This is a genomic window from Amphibacillus cookii, assembly GCF_016908375.1.
GTDB classification, from domain to species: Bacteria; Bacillota; Bacilli; order Bacillales; family Amphibacillaceae; genus Amphibacillus_C; species Amphibacillus_C cookii.
In genome coordinates, this window is record NZ_JAFBDS010000005.1 from 273,172 (window position 1) to 287,740 (window position 14,569).

A 14,569-nucleotide genomic window follows, 5' to 3' on the forward strand; every position below is an offset into this window, starting at 1 on the left:
GCACTCATTTTATACTTATTTGAATCACATCTATACACAAACAAATAACAACGCTATAATAATAATCAGGAAATACATACCTTTATTTACAACATTTAAAAGCTAGATTAAAGGAGATCATGACATATGAATAAGCTATTAAAGTATATAATCATACTTTTCTTTTCTGCCGGATTCGGTTTTTTATTAGGATCCTTTGGAGAGAAGATAGACATACCGCCAGCATTAACGTTACTCCCTTGGTATCTTCAAGTGATTATTTTTATGCTCACTTACACAATAGCTGTGGGTGTACACGAACTTGGCCATGCCTTCAGCTTTTCAAAAAATGATGTGAAAATTCGAGCAATTTTTATTACATGTCTCTTTTTCATTAAAGAAGGTCAACGCTGGAAGCTCAAATTACGACCTAATGCTGCCACTTTAATCGGAGGAATAGTTATACCAGATATAGAAGCAGTGAAAACAGATGCAACATTTAGTAAGCTCCAACAAGCACTTGCCAAAGCGATACTTGCCGGACCTATCTTTACTTTATTATGGTGGCTCTTACTAAGTTGTGTCGGGGTTATTTTTATGCTAATCTCATCAAACCCATTAATCATTTCGCTTTGGTTGACGATCGTCGTGTCACTTACATTTATTACTGCTTTTCTTTTAATCACGTGTTTATTTAAAAATGAAATTGCTATCGGTGATTTTCCAGCTTATAAGCTAGCAAAGCATGATCGTTTTTTTGTTGCGATGCAACTGTATCAATATGCCCTTTTTTCATCGGACCATCAACGTATTCGCTCGGAAAATCAATTTTTAAGAAACATTTTAATAGCTGACCTCCAAGAAAAGCTCGCGCAAAAAGATAGCCATCTCTATACGCTCAGTATCGTTGACTTCTTTATTACTGAATACCTAGCGGGAACGATCGATCAGTTACCGCAAGTGGCTTGGGAATACGTCGAGTTTCTTACTGAAGATTCTGACCGGATCGCTAACTTAAAAAGCAACGAAGCTTTATTAGGCGTGTATATACACATCGTTCGTTTATTGTATTCATCAGATGATTTGAATAAAGAAAAAGCGCTCTCACTTTATCAAACATTTAAAGATGAGATTAAACCTTCGACCCCGATGCGAACATATTTATTAAAGCAAACTGATCATGCTTTTGGTTTTGCCGATAATCGTGCTTTTTTAAGTGATAAAGACCATATTTGTATTTCACCTGCCCACGGGATATTCAAAAACTTCCCTGGGTATTATGCAGATGAAATCAAGCTTAATCAGAACCTCGATCATCCCGTTTTAACTCAGTAATCGAGTAAATATTACGAGTTCTAACAAAAATGGACCTCCAGACGTGCTTTTGGTGGTCCATTTTTTCTACTTCTCCACTTGTCTAATCTTTCACTGATTATCCTCTTCACGTTTTAACTTACATTTACCGTATAAAATCTTTTGGTCTAGAAACCAATCAAAATTTACTTTTCTACCCTTTTTAAATTTTTCATTTATGGAAACTAACAATAGTTATTTACTTTTAAAAATGTTAGTGCTAATATAAAACTATAAAATTAGTTTAATAATAATGAATGGAGGAATCTTTAGTGAATTATTCATATACCGTTAAACCTGAAGCTGAAATTAATAAGATGCTTAGACAAGCAGAGCAGAGCTTCCCAATCATTAACGATCAACAACAATTATTCGAGCAGGCTGATTTTTACAAAGCATTAGCAGATCCGGTTCGTTTAAAAATTATCGCTATCTTATTAGAAGCACCGTGTTGTTTGTGTGAACTAGCTTCTGCTTTTAAAATACCAAATTCAACGCTAACACATCACCTAAAATTGTTAGAGCGCGGTCGAGTTATTGTGGCAAAGAAAATGGGTCGTTACACGATTTACGAATTAACAGATGAAAATGCCGCTAACTTTCTTAGTTGAATGGAGGGATTTATGTGGAATGGTTTCAGTGGTTAAGTGATCAGTTATTAAGAATGGAATGGCTTTATCAACTGGTTACACAATTAGTCGAAAATGTGTTTCAGCTCGATTCTGCAAGTCCGGTTGGTGCAAGCATTCATTTTTTCATTTATGACACGATTAAGTTATTTATTTTATTGACTGTCGTGATCTTTTTTATATCTTATATTCAAAGCTATTTTCCACCTGAACGAACGAAACGCATTTTAGGTGGGATGTCAGGCTTTAAAGGAACGATTGCCGGTGCTTTTTTAGGTGTCTTGACACCTTTTTGTAGTTGTTCGAGCATTCCAATCTTTATTGGATTTACATCAGCTGGACTTCCGTTCGGGGTTACATTTTCATTCTTAATTGCATCACCAATGGTTGATCTGGCTTCATTTTTAATGTTGAGCTCGTATTTTGGTATGGAACTAGCCATACTTTATTTAATTTTTGGTGTATTACTTGCCATTGCTAGTGGTTTTATACTTGAAGCATTGCCATTATCTGACCAAGTCGAGTCGTTTGCTATGAAAGCACCGCTTCAAGCTCAAGATGACGCACAACTACGTTTTAAAGATCGTATCCATTTTTCTATTGAGCAAGTTAAAGAAATTGTTTCAAAGGTTTGGTTGTATGTGTTAATTGGTGTTGGTATTGGAGCCATTATTCATAACTGGATTCCACAATCATCGATTGAAGCCGTTATTGGAGAAAGTAATCCATTTGCTGTCGTGATTGCTACTATAATTGGCGTTCCGATTTATGCGGATATATTTGGAACATTGCCTATTGCAGATGCATTATTTGCTAAAGGGGTTGAAGCAGGTACAATTGTCGCATTTATGATGTCTGTAGTTGCCTTATCATTACCATCATTAATTATGTTGTCAAAAGTCATTAAAAGAAAATTGTTGTTTAGTTTTATCACGATTATCGTTGTTGGTATATTACTAATTGGATACTTATTTAATATGATTCATACCCTATTTTAAAAAAAGGAGAGGTTAAGCATGGAAATAAAAGTATTGGGACCAGGGTGTTCAAATTGCAAACGGGTTGAAAAGGTTGTAACAAAAGCCTTGAATGAGTTGAATATAGAAGCCAAAATTTCAAAAGTAACGGATTTTAAAGATATTGCAAGTTTTGGTGTTATGTCTACACCAGGATTGGTCGTTAATGGTGAAGTGAAGCTTTCTGGGAAAGTTCCTTCTTTAGAAGAAGTAAAAACATTGTTGCAATAAGACACTAAATGATTTTGGTAGCATTTACTCAAAATAAGTCACATTAACGCTATATTTAAAAGAGAATTATTAAATAAGAATACGACCAAACTTTTGTTGCTTTTATATTACAAAACATTGATCAGCTCCTGTATTGGGGGCTGATCGTTTCATTTTATGGAACGATATCCTATTCTAGCGTTTTCTGAAAGTATCATATCCCTGCTACGATTGATTTATTATTTGCTTTTCTTAAGGTTTAGCCACAAATGATTCAACACATATTGTTTCATAGTATGAAAAAGAACCTCCATTGCCGTTCCGATAGTGCACCAATTGAATGGCTAAGAAAATTCACTTATGAATTAGAACACAAGAAGAATTTTTAAAAAATCTCTTCATTTCTTAAATCCTTTTAGCCAAAATTTCGTTAATATAAGTAGAGGTGGTGAGAAGATGCAATCAGATCAATCATTAATCGAAGAAATTAAAAGTGGTAGTCAAGCAGCAATGGAAGTACTCGTAAAAAAACACTATCGCATGATATTTGCCTATACATATAGGAAAGTTGGCGACTATCACTTGGCATACGATTTGACTCAAGAAATATTTATTAAAATGATCAAATCGATTAAAAATTACAGTGGACAAGGAAAATTTCAACATTGGCTTCTAAAAATTGCGGTGAACCACTGTCGTGATTATTATCGAAGTCGTGCTTATAAATACAAGGACAAAATAACCAAAATTGATCATCAAGTCGTCGATGAACGAAAAAATGTAGAAGACCTTCTGAGCAAAAAGCAAAGAAGCGTCAAAGTGAAAGCAGCCATTGATCAGTTGCCACCTTATCAACGAGAAGTCATTATATTAAAATTTTATCAAGGTCTTAAAATAAAACAAATTGCTCAACTAACAGAAGTCAAAGAAGCCACGGTTAAGTCAAGGCTCAAGCAAGGAAAGGATAAATTAAAATCTTTACTAAAAGGAGTAGATCATGATGAGTCGGTTCAATCCAATCAACAAAACCGATAACGATGAGCTTGAAGAACGCTTCGATTACAACGAGTATCAAGCGCTTGAACAAGAATTAACAGATTACCTTGTCAAATTCCCTGACGAAGATGACATAAATGCTACCATAGACACCATGCGTCAATACGTGCCAGCACAAACAACAAAGTCAGCAAATGGCATAGAACGATTGATCACGCTATGCAAAGGCTCAGCTACAGAGGTAACTATAGTAAGTAAAATATACTGGATCACTTGTACGATGCTCTTTATTATCGGCTATCTAATCACTCATCAAGCGAATGCGAACCCTTTATTGACCCTTATTTTCTTAGCACCACTTCCATTTGTCATTGGGTTGCTAGAGGTGTTTAAGGGACGGGAACATGGACTGCTTGAAATCGAACTTACCTGCAAGTTCACTACAGACCAAATCATGTTATCTCGGCTATTTTTAATTGGGATCACAAATGTGACCTTAAACACAGTGCTGACATTAACTATATCACCAGTCACTGGTAAGCCTATACTAGAAATACTGCTCACATGGTTGACGCCATTTACTTTTTTTATCGCCATCGCCTTATGGTTAAGTATCAAATTTAAAGGCCAAGTATTTGTGACAACTTTCTTATCCTTATGGCTGGTGTTCATTGGACTAACCATTAGCAATAACCATTGGATCGAAGCATTGCTCAATATCAATATTGTTATTCACTTGATTTGTCTAGGGTTTGGAAGTTTGTTGATTAGCTTCCAAGTTAAACAATTGATAAACAAGTATCAAACCTATGAGGGAGGACAACGTGTTGAAATTAACTATTGAAAACATTTCAAAAACATTTAAAGATAAGCAAGCAGTAACAGGGTTCTCTGCAGAACTTTCAGAAGGCGTTTATGCCCTCCTCGGCCCAAACGGTGCCGGAAAAACAACATTGATGCGGATGTTAGCAGATATTTTGAATCCTTCGTCAGGAAGAATCTTGTTAGATGGCAACGACATCTCGATCATGGGCAATCGTTATCGTGATATCTTAGGCTATCTCCCTCAAGAGTTCGGGCTTTATAGAAATTTCACTGCTATTCGTTTTTTATCTTATTTTGCGCGTTTAAAAGGATTAAATAAACAAGAAACCACCACTCGGGTAGACGAAGTCCTTGAGCTTGTAAACTTACAAAAGGATCGCAAGCGAAAATTAAAAACGTATTCTGGAGGAATGAAACGAAGACTCGGTATTGCTCAAGCTCTCCTTAACGATCCTAAACTACTAATAGTTGATGAGCCAACAGCAGGATTAGATCCGCAAGAACGCGTTCGATTTCGGAATCTACTCTCAGAAATTGCTGGCGATCGAATCGTGTTGTTGTCTACTCATATCGTGTCAGATATTGAATATATCGCAAAAGAAGTCCTTCTCATGCGCCAAGGAACACTCATTCAACGCAGTACAAGTGAGCAACTCTTAGACAATGTTAAGGATAAAGTATGGAAATGCACAGTAGAGCAAAACGCATTATCCCAACTACAAAAGCGTTATAAGGTTGGAAATATCCAACGGGCTGAAACAGGGATTGAGGTTCGAATAGTTAGTGATCAACAACCTTTAGCTGATGCAGTTAACGTTACACCTACCTTAGAAGATGTGTATCTATATTTCTTCAATGAGGAGGTCACAGACGATGTACAAACAGGAATGCTATAAAATTTTTACAAGAAAAAGTTTATATTTAACCTTCCTTCTCTTTATTTTTTTCATGTTGTTACCGGATGGCTCTCACTCGATTCGCCAAACAAGCACGTATCAATCTCTATATGATGAATGGCGTGGACCATTAACAGCAACAGAGATTGACATGGCTAACGAAAGATTAATGAAACTTGAAGAGCAAGTTGACCGAGAGATGGCAGAAGCTGATGAGCTTGAAGGTGTTTTCCCCAAAAGCATTGAGGATCAGGCTGCCCATTCTGTTTATGTTTCTGTGATTCAAGCTGGAGAAAATATCAATTGGTTTGAAGCCCGGAAAGAGAACTTACGCGATAAGGCTTTCCATCCCACAGAAACCGCTTATCAAGCGGAAGTTGCACAAATGGAATTTGAGCTTCTTCAACAGTTAAATGAGCCGATTGGTTTCTATCAAACGACGACATGGAGCAGTACGGTAGACTTTATCAATACATTGGGTTTTATTTTTTTAACCGTCCTTATCATCTTGGGGTTAGCACCCGTTTTCGCTGATGAACATAGCCAGAAGGTCGCTTCATTAATTGTTAGTACCAAATTTGGTAAAACCAAAGTTGCGTTTGCAAAAATTTTCGCCTCGATTACCTATATTGGTGTGTTATTTGTCAGCTTACATGTCATTAATGTTCTTATAGAAATTAGTAAATTTGGTAGGTTTGTAGATGGAACTGTACCATTACAAAATTTATATTTATTTATTCAATCACCTTTTTCACTAACAATTTGGCAGTACTATGCCCTTGCACTTGGTATTCAATTATTGGCATCGTTAATGATTGGATTGCTGGTATTATTTTTATCAATCATCACACGGCATGCAATGCTAACTTTCTTTATTAGCGGAACGATTATTGGAACACCAGTTTTGTTCCGGCAATTAGGTCTTGATCAACAACTGATTCAGCATATGACACAATTTAGCTATGCAGAGCTAATGAGAGTAAAAGGTTTGGTTGATCAATTCATCGTGTTTAGGTTATTGGGTCAACCGATCCTGTATCCTTATCTTCTTATTGCCGTCTTCCTCTTGATCGCCAGTTTAAATGTCTTACTCATTTACTGGCAATACAGAAACCAACAGATAGTAAATTAAGGAAAGGCGGAGAAAACAATGTATCTTCAGGAATGCTATAAGATTTTTTCAAAAAAGAGTATCTATCTCGTGTTTATAACCATTGTTTTATTATTGGTCTATATCAATCAACTACCTACAGATATGACGATGAGAGAATTGGTTTTTGAAGAACTCGAAGGAACATGGGGGGGACCTGTAACAGAAGAGAAAGTAGAACTTGCTAGAGAATCGATGCACGCCTCTGATACTGGTGAGATCTCAAATCACACCTTTGAATCAAAAGCAACGGATTATGTGCAATTTTTAATTGTGGGTGCAGCGATGCAAAAACAAGACCAAAATGAACGACTCACCATACTTGAGGCAGAAATGAACGATTTTGATGAAAGCACGTACAAACATCGAAAAGCTTCAATGGAACGTGATATGTTACAAGAATTAGATGATGCTCACGGCTTTTACTTGATTCGGTCATGGCGTGAAATGTTTGAATTTATAGAGCCAGTGACTCATGTGCTTTTACTATCAATTTTGATATTTTTAGGTTTATCCCCTGTTTTTGCTGAGGAGTATACCCATCGGACGACGGATTTGATCCTAGCAACAAAACATGGAAAAACAAAGCTCGTCACTGCGAAAATATTGGCTGCCTTAAGCTATATCGTGATTATTTTTCTATCATTACAGATTATTAATAGTTTCCTTAACCTATTGAAATTTGGTGGCATAGCTGGGTGGGACGCACCGATACAAGGGATATCTTCTGGGTTAGACTCCCTTTCACGTCTCAGTTATGACGGTTCACCTTATAACTTTGAAGTTTGGCAATTCTTCTTGCTGACGATGGGACTTCAATTGTTATCCTGTATAGTCATAGCAGCCCTTGTCTTGCTTTTATCTTTTTTAACGAAAAATACGATGATCACCTTTTTTATCAGTAGTATCATCATAGCTATACCGGCACTATTACAACAACTTGGTATAACAGACGGCTTCTTAGGCTATCTCACAGATTTTAGCTTTCTAAAATTAATGCAAGTGTCAAGCCTATTTACACAGTTTCAAGCCTACAATGTATTTGGCTATCCTGTGTTATATCCAAGTTTGCTCTTCACTCTATTCGCTTTAGTAACAGGTCTGTTGATTATGCTTATTTACCGGCTGTTTAGAAACCAGCAGGTCAGTCATTAGACATATTATCAATCGATAAAATACGAGTCGCGCCCTTAAATCTTACCCCCTTTACCATAGCTAAGTATAAAAGCTAATGAAGCTAAAAATGCCGCTATTAATAAAACGAACATTAGCGTCCGTTATCACCCCCTCAATCGATTGACCTCTGTTGTCTATTTTGAGGGGGTGTTTCACGGACGGTCATCTGTGATAAAATCAAGATCATCACACCTCATCTAATACTTCTTCCATTCTTTTTAACTTTCGATAAATAACTGAGCGATGGACGCCTAATTGGTTTGCCGTTTTAGTGGCATTTCCATTATACGTTTCCAATACTTTTTGTATATAGCGCCCTTCAACGATTGCCGTATAATCCTTCAGATTAGTAAAACGATCTTTATTTTGTTTAATAAAATAATCTAATGTAAACCAATCTGTTCCTTTTTCTTCATTATATTCATCTATACCCATTTGACCTGTTACCACAAGTCTCTCAATGAAGTTCTTTAATTCTCTAGCATTTCCAGGCCAATTATGCCATAAAAGTTGTTGAAAATCTTCTGCACTTAAGATAAAGTTTTTTTTATACTTTTTATTTAAATCTTCGATAAAGGTGGATGCTAATCCTACTATATCCGATCTTCTACTTCGTAATGGTGGTATATGAATGGGAATGACATTGATTCTGTAAAACAAATCTTCTCTAAACATCCCTTTTTTAACCCTTTTCCATAAATCTCTGTTCGATGCTGAAATAATTCGACAGGTAATGGGTACGGTTTCAATACCTCCAATTCTTCTTAACTGACTGCTTTCCATTACATGAAGTAATTTAGCCTGCATATCCAAAGGAATTTCTGAAATCTCATCCAAAAATAAGGTTCCGTCATTCGCCGCTTCAATCATCCCAATCTTCTCTTCAGTTGCCCCAACAAAACTTCCTTTTTCATAACCAAACAATTCGTGTTCAAATAAGGATGGTGCAATAGCCGCACAATTAATCGAAATAAACGGACCATTTTTCTTATCACTTTTTTTATGAATGTATTTAGCTACTACCTCTTTACCAGTCCCAGATTCCCCATAAATAAAAACTTTACTGTCAAAAGTAGCAATTTGATTACAAACACTTACTATATTTTTCATCGCTAAACTTTCTGCAACAAGCTCTACATCTTTATCCACAGTAGCAATTTGCTGATCATTAGTATGATGATGAGCGTTAACCTTATCACTCGGCAACTTTTCTTTATAATCATTAGAAGTGGTTATAACAAGACGAACCTCACCATTTTCATACATTAATGGTGTGGCTGTTGATAAGACACTATAACCTTTATTCGTATTAATTGTACGACAAACTCTTTGTTTTGTTTTAATCGCCTCCATGGTAATGGAACTATTATAATAACCTAAGCGAACTAAGTCTTTTACATTATATTTTATTATTTCATCTAAAGTCATGCCTATTGTTAATGCAGTAAATTCATTTGACATTAAAATATTTCCTTCTGAATCTGTAACAAATAAAGCTGAGGGAAGATCATTGATATTTTCCTGAGTATAGAAATAATTGGATTGGGGACTAACACGGCTTTGCATCTATTTACCTCCTCTTTTCTGAAGTAATTATCTGTTTCTATTATATTAAGAAAACTATTCTTTACAAATCCTGTGTTTACATTTTTGTTTTTTCAATCAGACAAACAGGTCCTTTTTTTATCAAAGACAAAAAAGGACCCGGTTGTATCTTTCTTACTACTTTAGTAAGCGGTTCATTATATCATCGGGATGATAGTAAGAACATCCATGGTGAAATTTCATTGCATTAAATCCATTCTTTTTCAACTAGTGACAAGCTCGCCATTCGATCTAAAACGTGTTGAGCTTCTTGAAACATAGTAGTAATCATTTCCTCCGCAGTGGTAATTTTATTACACAAACCAGCAATCTGTCCTGCCATAACAGATCCTTGTTCCACATTTCCTTCATGAACGGCTTTTCTTAGAGAACCTAAAGACAGCTGTTCTAATTCCTCACGTGAAGCTTTTTTATTTTCTAATTCAAGATAAGCTTTAATCATCTCGTTTTTTATACTACGGACTGGCCCGCCTAAACTACGCCCCGTAACTGTTGTACTCGTATCATTAGCATCAATAACCGCTTGTTTGAAGTTAGGATGTGTCGGACACTCTATCGTCGTTAAAAAACGCGTGCCTATTTGAACACCTTGTGCACCAAGTGCAAATGCGGCTGCAATCCCTCTTCCATCTGCAATTCCACCTGCTCCAATAACCGGTATTGACACAGCATCTACAACTTGTGGTAATAATGCCATTGTTGTCGTCTCACCGACGTGCCCACCAGCTTCTGTTCCTTCTGCTACAATGGCATCTGCCCCTAATGTCTCCATTTTCTTAGCAATTTTGACTGAAGGTACGACTGGAATAACCAATATTTGATGGTTTTTAAAAGTTTCCATATACGGGGCAGGTGTACCAGCACCAGTAGTAACGATCTTTACATCCTCTTCTATGACAACATCAATGAGTTCTGGAATATTTGGCATCATTAACATTAAATTCACAGCAAAAGGTTTGTCTGTTATTTCCCTCGTTTTACGAATCTCTTCTCGCAATTGATTTGCTGAGAGGCCTCCTGATGCGATAATTCCAAGGCCTCCTGCATTAGAAACAGCACCTACAAGTGGGGCTAGAGCTATTTGTGCCATCGCTCCTTGAAAGATAGGATACTTAATGCCTAGTAATCTTGTAATACTCATTTTAATAACCTCCTAGATTTTCAATCTCTATACCGCCGGCTCTGTGCTTGCAGTATCTATTTGTTGTTTATTTTCAATTCCTTTGAATATAATTGCTAACACTAGACCCACTAATGAGATAGCTAAGGCAACGTAAAAAGCATTTGTAAACATACCATTGTTTGCTTCTGCAAAACGATTTGCAATTCTTGGTCCAAAGAATGCTGCCCCAGAATAACCAATAAAAGTGACACCATAATTTACTCCGTAATATTTCATTCCAAACTTTTCCCCAACAATAGATGGGAAAATACCCATTGTTCCACCGAAACATAATCCAATCCCAATAATTGCAATTGCAAATCCAACAACTGAATTTGATAACGCAATTACCAACATCATGGTAGACACCACCAAGTAAATGGCCATTAAGCAGTACGCGCGACCAATTCTATCAGATACTGCCCCCCAAAAAATACGTCCCATACAATTGCTAAATGAATATAAACTAACGTAAATGGCTGCGGTTGCTGCGGTTAAACCAAACATCGTCTGCCCAATTACGGAAGCATTTGCAGTCACCATCATTCCAGACAAAGCGCCAATTAAAAACATCGATGCAATAATGTAAAATAAAGGTCTCTTAATCATCTCATGCCAAGAGACATCGACAGTACCTTTGTTTCCTGAAATAACTGGCGGTGTCCATCCTTGTGGAATATAGTTAGTTGGACTTGATTTCACAAACAATCCACAACTTAGGATGACTATTAAGAATGAGATTCCTAACGTAACCAATGCTTGATTTACCCCAAAGTTATCAATTAATGCATTTGCAATAGGTGCAATCACAATGGTTCCTCCACCATAACCAGCTGTTACAATTCCTGTACCTAATCCACGTTTATCAGGAAATAATTTCACCGTATTTCCAATCGTAGAGGAGTAAACAATTCCTTGACCGACTCCAGCAAGTAAACCATAAGTAATGTAGAGCATCCAGGCGGCCGTTGCAAGACCGGATAATAAAAATCCAACCCCAAACATCGTTCCACCGATAAATATTGCTTTTTTCGCCCCACCTTTATCTACTAATCTCCCTCCTAAAATCATCGGTATTGGAGATATTGCTGCATTAATTGTGAATGCCAGCATGATCTCCCCCATAGAAGCATCAAATACATTCGTAAGTGGTAGTGCAAAAATACTAAAGGCATACACTGCTCCGACACATAAGTTAATAATGGTAGATGCAACTAAAATTATCCATCTATTTAACTTGACATTATCATTCATAAAACCGCACCTTTCTATTAAGTAGTAATCAATTAAGCCTTATTTTTAGGCAGTTACTACTTTATTGTTTTTATTTTCTACTAATTCCTTTAGTTTCCCCCATGTTTCATTAAATATAGATGGATCCATTTCCTTAAGGTCAGGTGAAACTGATGGAGAAAAATCCATTTGATCTAAAATGTGTTCTTGTAAATCGATGCCCGGAGCAATCTCAGTTAGAGTTAATTCTCCGTTTATCAATTCAAACACCGCACGCTCTGTAACATAAATAACTGGTTGATTGATTTCTGTAGCATATGCACCACTAAAAGTGATTTGTTGTACATTTTTTAAGAATTTCTTTGCTTTTCCCTCTTGAATAATGGTTAATTTGCCATCAGCAACCTTTACTTTTAAGCCTCCTGCAGTAAATGTACCAGCAAAAACTAGTTTTTTAGCTGATTGTGATATGTTGATAAAACCACCACACCCTGCAACACGTGTGCCAAACTTACTAACATTTACGTTACCAAATTGATCTGTTTGTGCTAATCCAAGTACAGATAAATCAATGCCCCCACCATCATAAAAGTCAAACTGTGCATCATGACTCAAAATCGCTTCCGCGTTATAAGCATGACCAAAATCTTTTAACCCAGCTGGGACACCACCAATCGAACCAGCTTCTGTCGTAAGCACTAATTGATCACTAACACCTTCCTCTGCTGCAATTGTTGCTACGTTTACTGGAATACCTACCCCAAGGTTTAATACTGTTTTCGGTTCAAGCTCTGCTGCCGAACGTCTGGCAATAATCTTTCTTTCATCAAGTGGTAAAGTTTCTAAACCTTCTTCTGGAACCTTTACATGACCAGAAAAAGCCGGATTATAGTAAGTGTTTTCTGTTTGATAATGATTTTCCGGTTCGGAAACGACAATGTGATCAACCAATATTCCTGGAACGTGAATATCCTTTGGATTCAATGTTCCATTTTTTGCCACCGTTTCTACCTGCGCTATGACTATCCCTCCCGAATTCCGTACGGCCTGGGCAATTGGGAGAACTTCCATATGTAAACCCTCTTTTTCAAGTGTTAAATTCCCTTTTTCATCAGCGACAGTTCCTCTAATTAGACCAACTTGGATCGGAAATGATTTATAGAACAGCCATGATTCACCTTCAATTTCAATGCGTTTAACAATGTCTTCTTTTGTTGACGGGGACATTTTCCCACCTTCAATGCGGGGATCAACAAAGGTTCCCATCCCAACCTTTGTAATCACACCAGGTCGTTTTGCTGCAATTTCTCTGTATAGTTGTGTAATGACACCCTGGGGCAGGTTATAGGCCTCACATTCATCATTTTCAATCAATTTAGCCATACCTGGAGATGCTATCGCAATTCCTCCTATCCAACGTTTAACTAATCCTTTATATCCTAAATGACTCATCCCTTTGTCACGTCGATTACCTACAGCACTTGCATGCATGACAGTTAAATTTTGTGGATGACCTGTTTGCACAAATCTTTCTTCAATCGATATTCCTAACTCCTCAGCCCAGCAGGACAATCCAAATCCACTAGCCGCTAGTGTATCCCCATCCTTTATTAATGTTGCAGCCTTCTCAGCAGAAATAATCTTTGTCATATTCAACACCTCTAATTGTGAATTAGTTCACATTATTTTTCAAAAAATAGCTCGTAGTCATGACCACGATTTGATTGTGAAACGTTTCACTTTGTACTATAGCAGATTTTCAAACCACGTCAACACAAGAAAATCGAGATCATTTCACCTCATTTTTTTGTTTCTTTTTTGCAACAATTAACGAACGCGAATTCTAATGATACGGATTCAGCAACCCTAATTTGAGCTAATCTTGTTGTATTTAGAACACGTTATATCTTCCATTTCACTCAAGTTTTTTGCGAGAGATACTCCTGCATTGTCTTAGCATTTGATATAACTTATAAAATGAACCTTCAATCAGTGGGCGTTTTTAGAGTGAACCCGAACATTCGCTTCCGTTTCACCCACCTCAATCGATTTGCTCTACTTTCTTTTTGAGGGGGAGTTACGGACGGTTGTCTGTGATAAAAAAGCATGAATTACACGTTAAAATATTCGATCATTCTTTCTTTTAATGTCGCTTTTCAACGACACTAAACCCTAGCAACCATCTATTCCTGCTCCAATTGATATTTTTTATTTCATAATGAGTCATTCGTTATCCATTTTAGTAAAAAATCGCACAACAATCTGGCATAGGAATTTATATTTAAAATCCCTCAGCTCAATAAAAAATTTAAAAATTTTTTAATTCGCATTTTTACCAC

The 14,569-nt window shown here is 36.6% G+C and carries 13 protein-coding genes and 1 pseudogene; 9 read left to right on the forward strand and 5 right to left on the reverse strand.

Going from position 1 to position 14,569, the window contains the following annotated elements:
- Window positions 1–126: 126 nt before the first annotated feature.
- From JOE23_RS09285 to JOE23_RS09300, 4 genes are all read left to right on the forward strand, one after another.
- The gene (locus tag JOE23_RS09285; RefSeq protein ID WP_204437884.1) at window positions 127–1,314 is read left to right on the forward strand and encodes a site-2 protease family protein; all 1,188 of its coding nucleotides are present in this window, start codon (window positions 127–129) and stop codon (window positions 1,312–1,314) included.
- A 290-nt stretch (window positions 1,315–1,604) separates the two neighbouring features.
- Window positions 1,605–1,943: a metalloregulator ArsR/SmtB family transcription factor gene (locus JOE23_RS09290; protein ID WP_204437886.1), complete on the forward strand. Its 339-nt coding sequence runs from the start codon at window positions 1,605–1,607 to the stop codon at window positions 1,941–1,943.
- 14 nt (window positions 1,944–1,957) lie between these two features.
- Window positions 1,958–2,959, forward strand: coding sequence for a permease (locus tag JOE23_RS09295; protein ID WP_204437887.1), 1,002 nt, complete (start codon window positions 1,958–1,960; stop codon window positions 2,957–2,959).
- An 18-nt stretch (window positions 2,960–2,977) separates the two neighbouring features.
- Window positions 2,978–3,208 carry a thioredoxin family protein gene (locus JOE23_RS09300; RefSeq protein ID WP_204437890.1) on the forward strand — a complete coding sequence of 77 codons (231 nt, stop codon included), beginning with the start codon at window positions 2,978–2,980 and terminating at the stop codon, window positions 3,206–3,208.
- Between the two features lie 218 nt (window positions 3,209–3,426).
- On the opposite strand, the pseudogene JOE23_RS18275 reads toward JOE23_RS09300, so the two are convergent.
- Window positions 3,427–3,527: pseudogene (locus JOE23_RS18275) on the reverse strand (23S rRNA (adenine(2058)-N(6))-methyltransferase Erm(K)); the annotation flags it as partial.
- Between the two features lie 116 nt (window positions 3,528–3,643).
- Here JOE23_RS18275 and JOE23_RS09305 point away from each other — a divergent pair.
- The 5 genes from JOE23_RS09305 (at window position 3,644) to JOE23_RS09325 (ending at window position 8,209) form a co-directional block, all read left to right on the forward strand.
- On the forward strand, window positions 3,644–4,222 hold the full coding sequence (locus JOE23_RS09305) for an RNA polymerase sigma factor (RefSeq protein WP_204437891.1): 579 nt from the start codon (window positions 3,644–3,646) through the stop codon (window positions 4,220–4,222).
- On the forward strand, window positions 4,188–5,027 hold the full coding sequence (locus JOE23_RS09310; protein WP_204437893.1) for a hypothetical protein: 840 nt from the start codon (window positions 4,188–4,190) through the stop codon (window positions 5,025–5,027). Before JOE23_RS09305 ends, JOE23_RS09310 begins: the two co-directional genes overlap by 35 nt.
- Window positions 5,011–5,904, forward strand: a complete 894-nt coding sequence (locus tag JOE23_RS09315) for an ABC transporter ATP-binding protein (RefSeq protein WP_204437894.1) — start codon at window positions 5,011–5,013, stop codon at window positions 5,902–5,904. Before JOE23_RS09310 ends, JOE23_RS09315 begins: the two co-directional genes overlap by 17 nt.
- Window positions 5,882–7,036: a hypothetical protein gene (locus tag JOE23_RS09320; protein WP_204437896.1), complete on the forward strand. Its 1,155-nt coding sequence runs from the start codon at window positions 5,882–5,884 to the stop codon at window positions 7,034–7,036. Before JOE23_RS09315 ends, JOE23_RS09320 begins: the two co-directional genes overlap by 23 nt.
- A 69-nt stretch (window positions 7,037–7,105) precedes the next feature.
- Window positions 7,106–8,209 (forward strand): hypothetical protein, encoded by a 1,104-nt coding sequence (locus tag JOE23_RS09325; RefSeq protein WP_204437897.1) that lies wholly within the window; start codon window positions 7,106–7,108, stop codon window positions 8,207–8,209.
- A 207-nt stretch (window positions 8,210–8,416) separates the two neighbouring features.
- Here the strand turns inward: JOE23_RS09325 and JOE23_RS09330 are convergent, their stop codons facing one another.
- From JOE23_RS09330 to JOE23_RS09345, 4 genes are all read right to left on the reverse strand, one after another.
- Entirely contained in the window at window positions 8,417–9,796 is a 1,380-nt protein-coding gene (locus JOE23_RS09330) for a sigma-54 interaction domain-containing protein (protein WP_204437900.1), read from the reverse strand.
- A gap of 226 nt (window positions 9,797–10,022) precedes the next feature.
- The gene (locus tag JOE23_RS09335) at window positions 10,023–10,976 is read right to left on the reverse strand and encodes a DUF561 domain-containing protein (RefSeq protein ID WP_204437902.1); all 954 of its coding nucleotides are present in this window, start codon (window positions 10,974–10,976) and stop codon (window positions 10,023–10,025) included.
- Window positions 10,977–11,003: 27 nt separating this feature from the next.
- On the reverse strand, window positions 11,004–12,251 hold the full coding sequence (locus JOE23_RS09340; protein WP_204437903.1) for an L-lactate MFS transporter: 1,248 nt from the start codon (window positions 12,249–12,251) through the stop codon (window positions 11,004–11,006).
- 45 nt (window positions 12,252–12,296) lie between these two features.
- Window positions 12,297–13,880 (reverse strand): acyl CoA:acetate/3-ketoacid CoA transferase, encoded by a 1,584-nt coding sequence (locus JOE23_RS09345; protein ID WP_204437905.1) that lies wholly within the window; start codon window positions 13,878–13,880, stop codon window positions 12,297–12,299.
- Window positions 13,881–14,569 lie beyond the last annotated feature (689 nt).

Excerpts from the sequence above, each read along its gene's own strand:
- JOE23_RS09310 (WP_204437893.1), top strand. The coding sequence starts at position 4,188 with ATGAGTCGGTTCAATCCAATCAACAAAACCGATAACGATGAGCTTGAA.
- JOE23_RS09345 (WP_204437905.1), bottom strand. The coding sequence starts at position 13,880 with ATGACAAAGATTATTTCTGCTGAGAAGGCTGCAACATTAATAAAGGAT.
- JOE23_RS09330 (WP_204437900.1), bottom strand. The coding sequence starts at position 9,796 with ATGCAAAGCCGTGTTAGTCCCCAATCCAATTATTTCTATACTCAGGAA.
- JOE23_RS09285 (WP_204437884.1), top strand. The coding sequence starts at position 127 with ATGAATAAGCTATTAAAGTATATAATCATACTTTTCTTTTCTGCCGGA.
- JOE23_RS09305 (WP_204437891.1), top strand. The coding sequence starts at position 3,644 with ATGCAATCAGATCAATCATTAATCGAAGAAATTAAAAGTGGTAGTCAA.
- JOE23_RS09320 (WP_204437896.1), top strand. The coding sequence starts at position 5,882 with ATGTACAAACAGGAATGCTATAAAATTTTTACAAGAAAAAGTTTATAT.
- JOE23_RS09340 (WP_204437903.1), bottom strand. The coding sequence starts at position 12,251 with ATGAATGATAATGTCAAGTTAAATAGATGGATAATTTTAGTTGCATCT.
- JOE23_RS09300 (WP_204437890.1), top strand. The coding sequence starts at position 2,978 with ATGGAAATAAAAGTATTGGGACCAGGGTGTTCAAATTGCAAACGGGTT.
- JOE23_RS09335 (WP_204437902.1), bottom strand. The coding sequence starts at position 10,976 with ATGAGTATTACAAGATTACTAGGCATTAAGTATCCTATCTTTCAAGGA.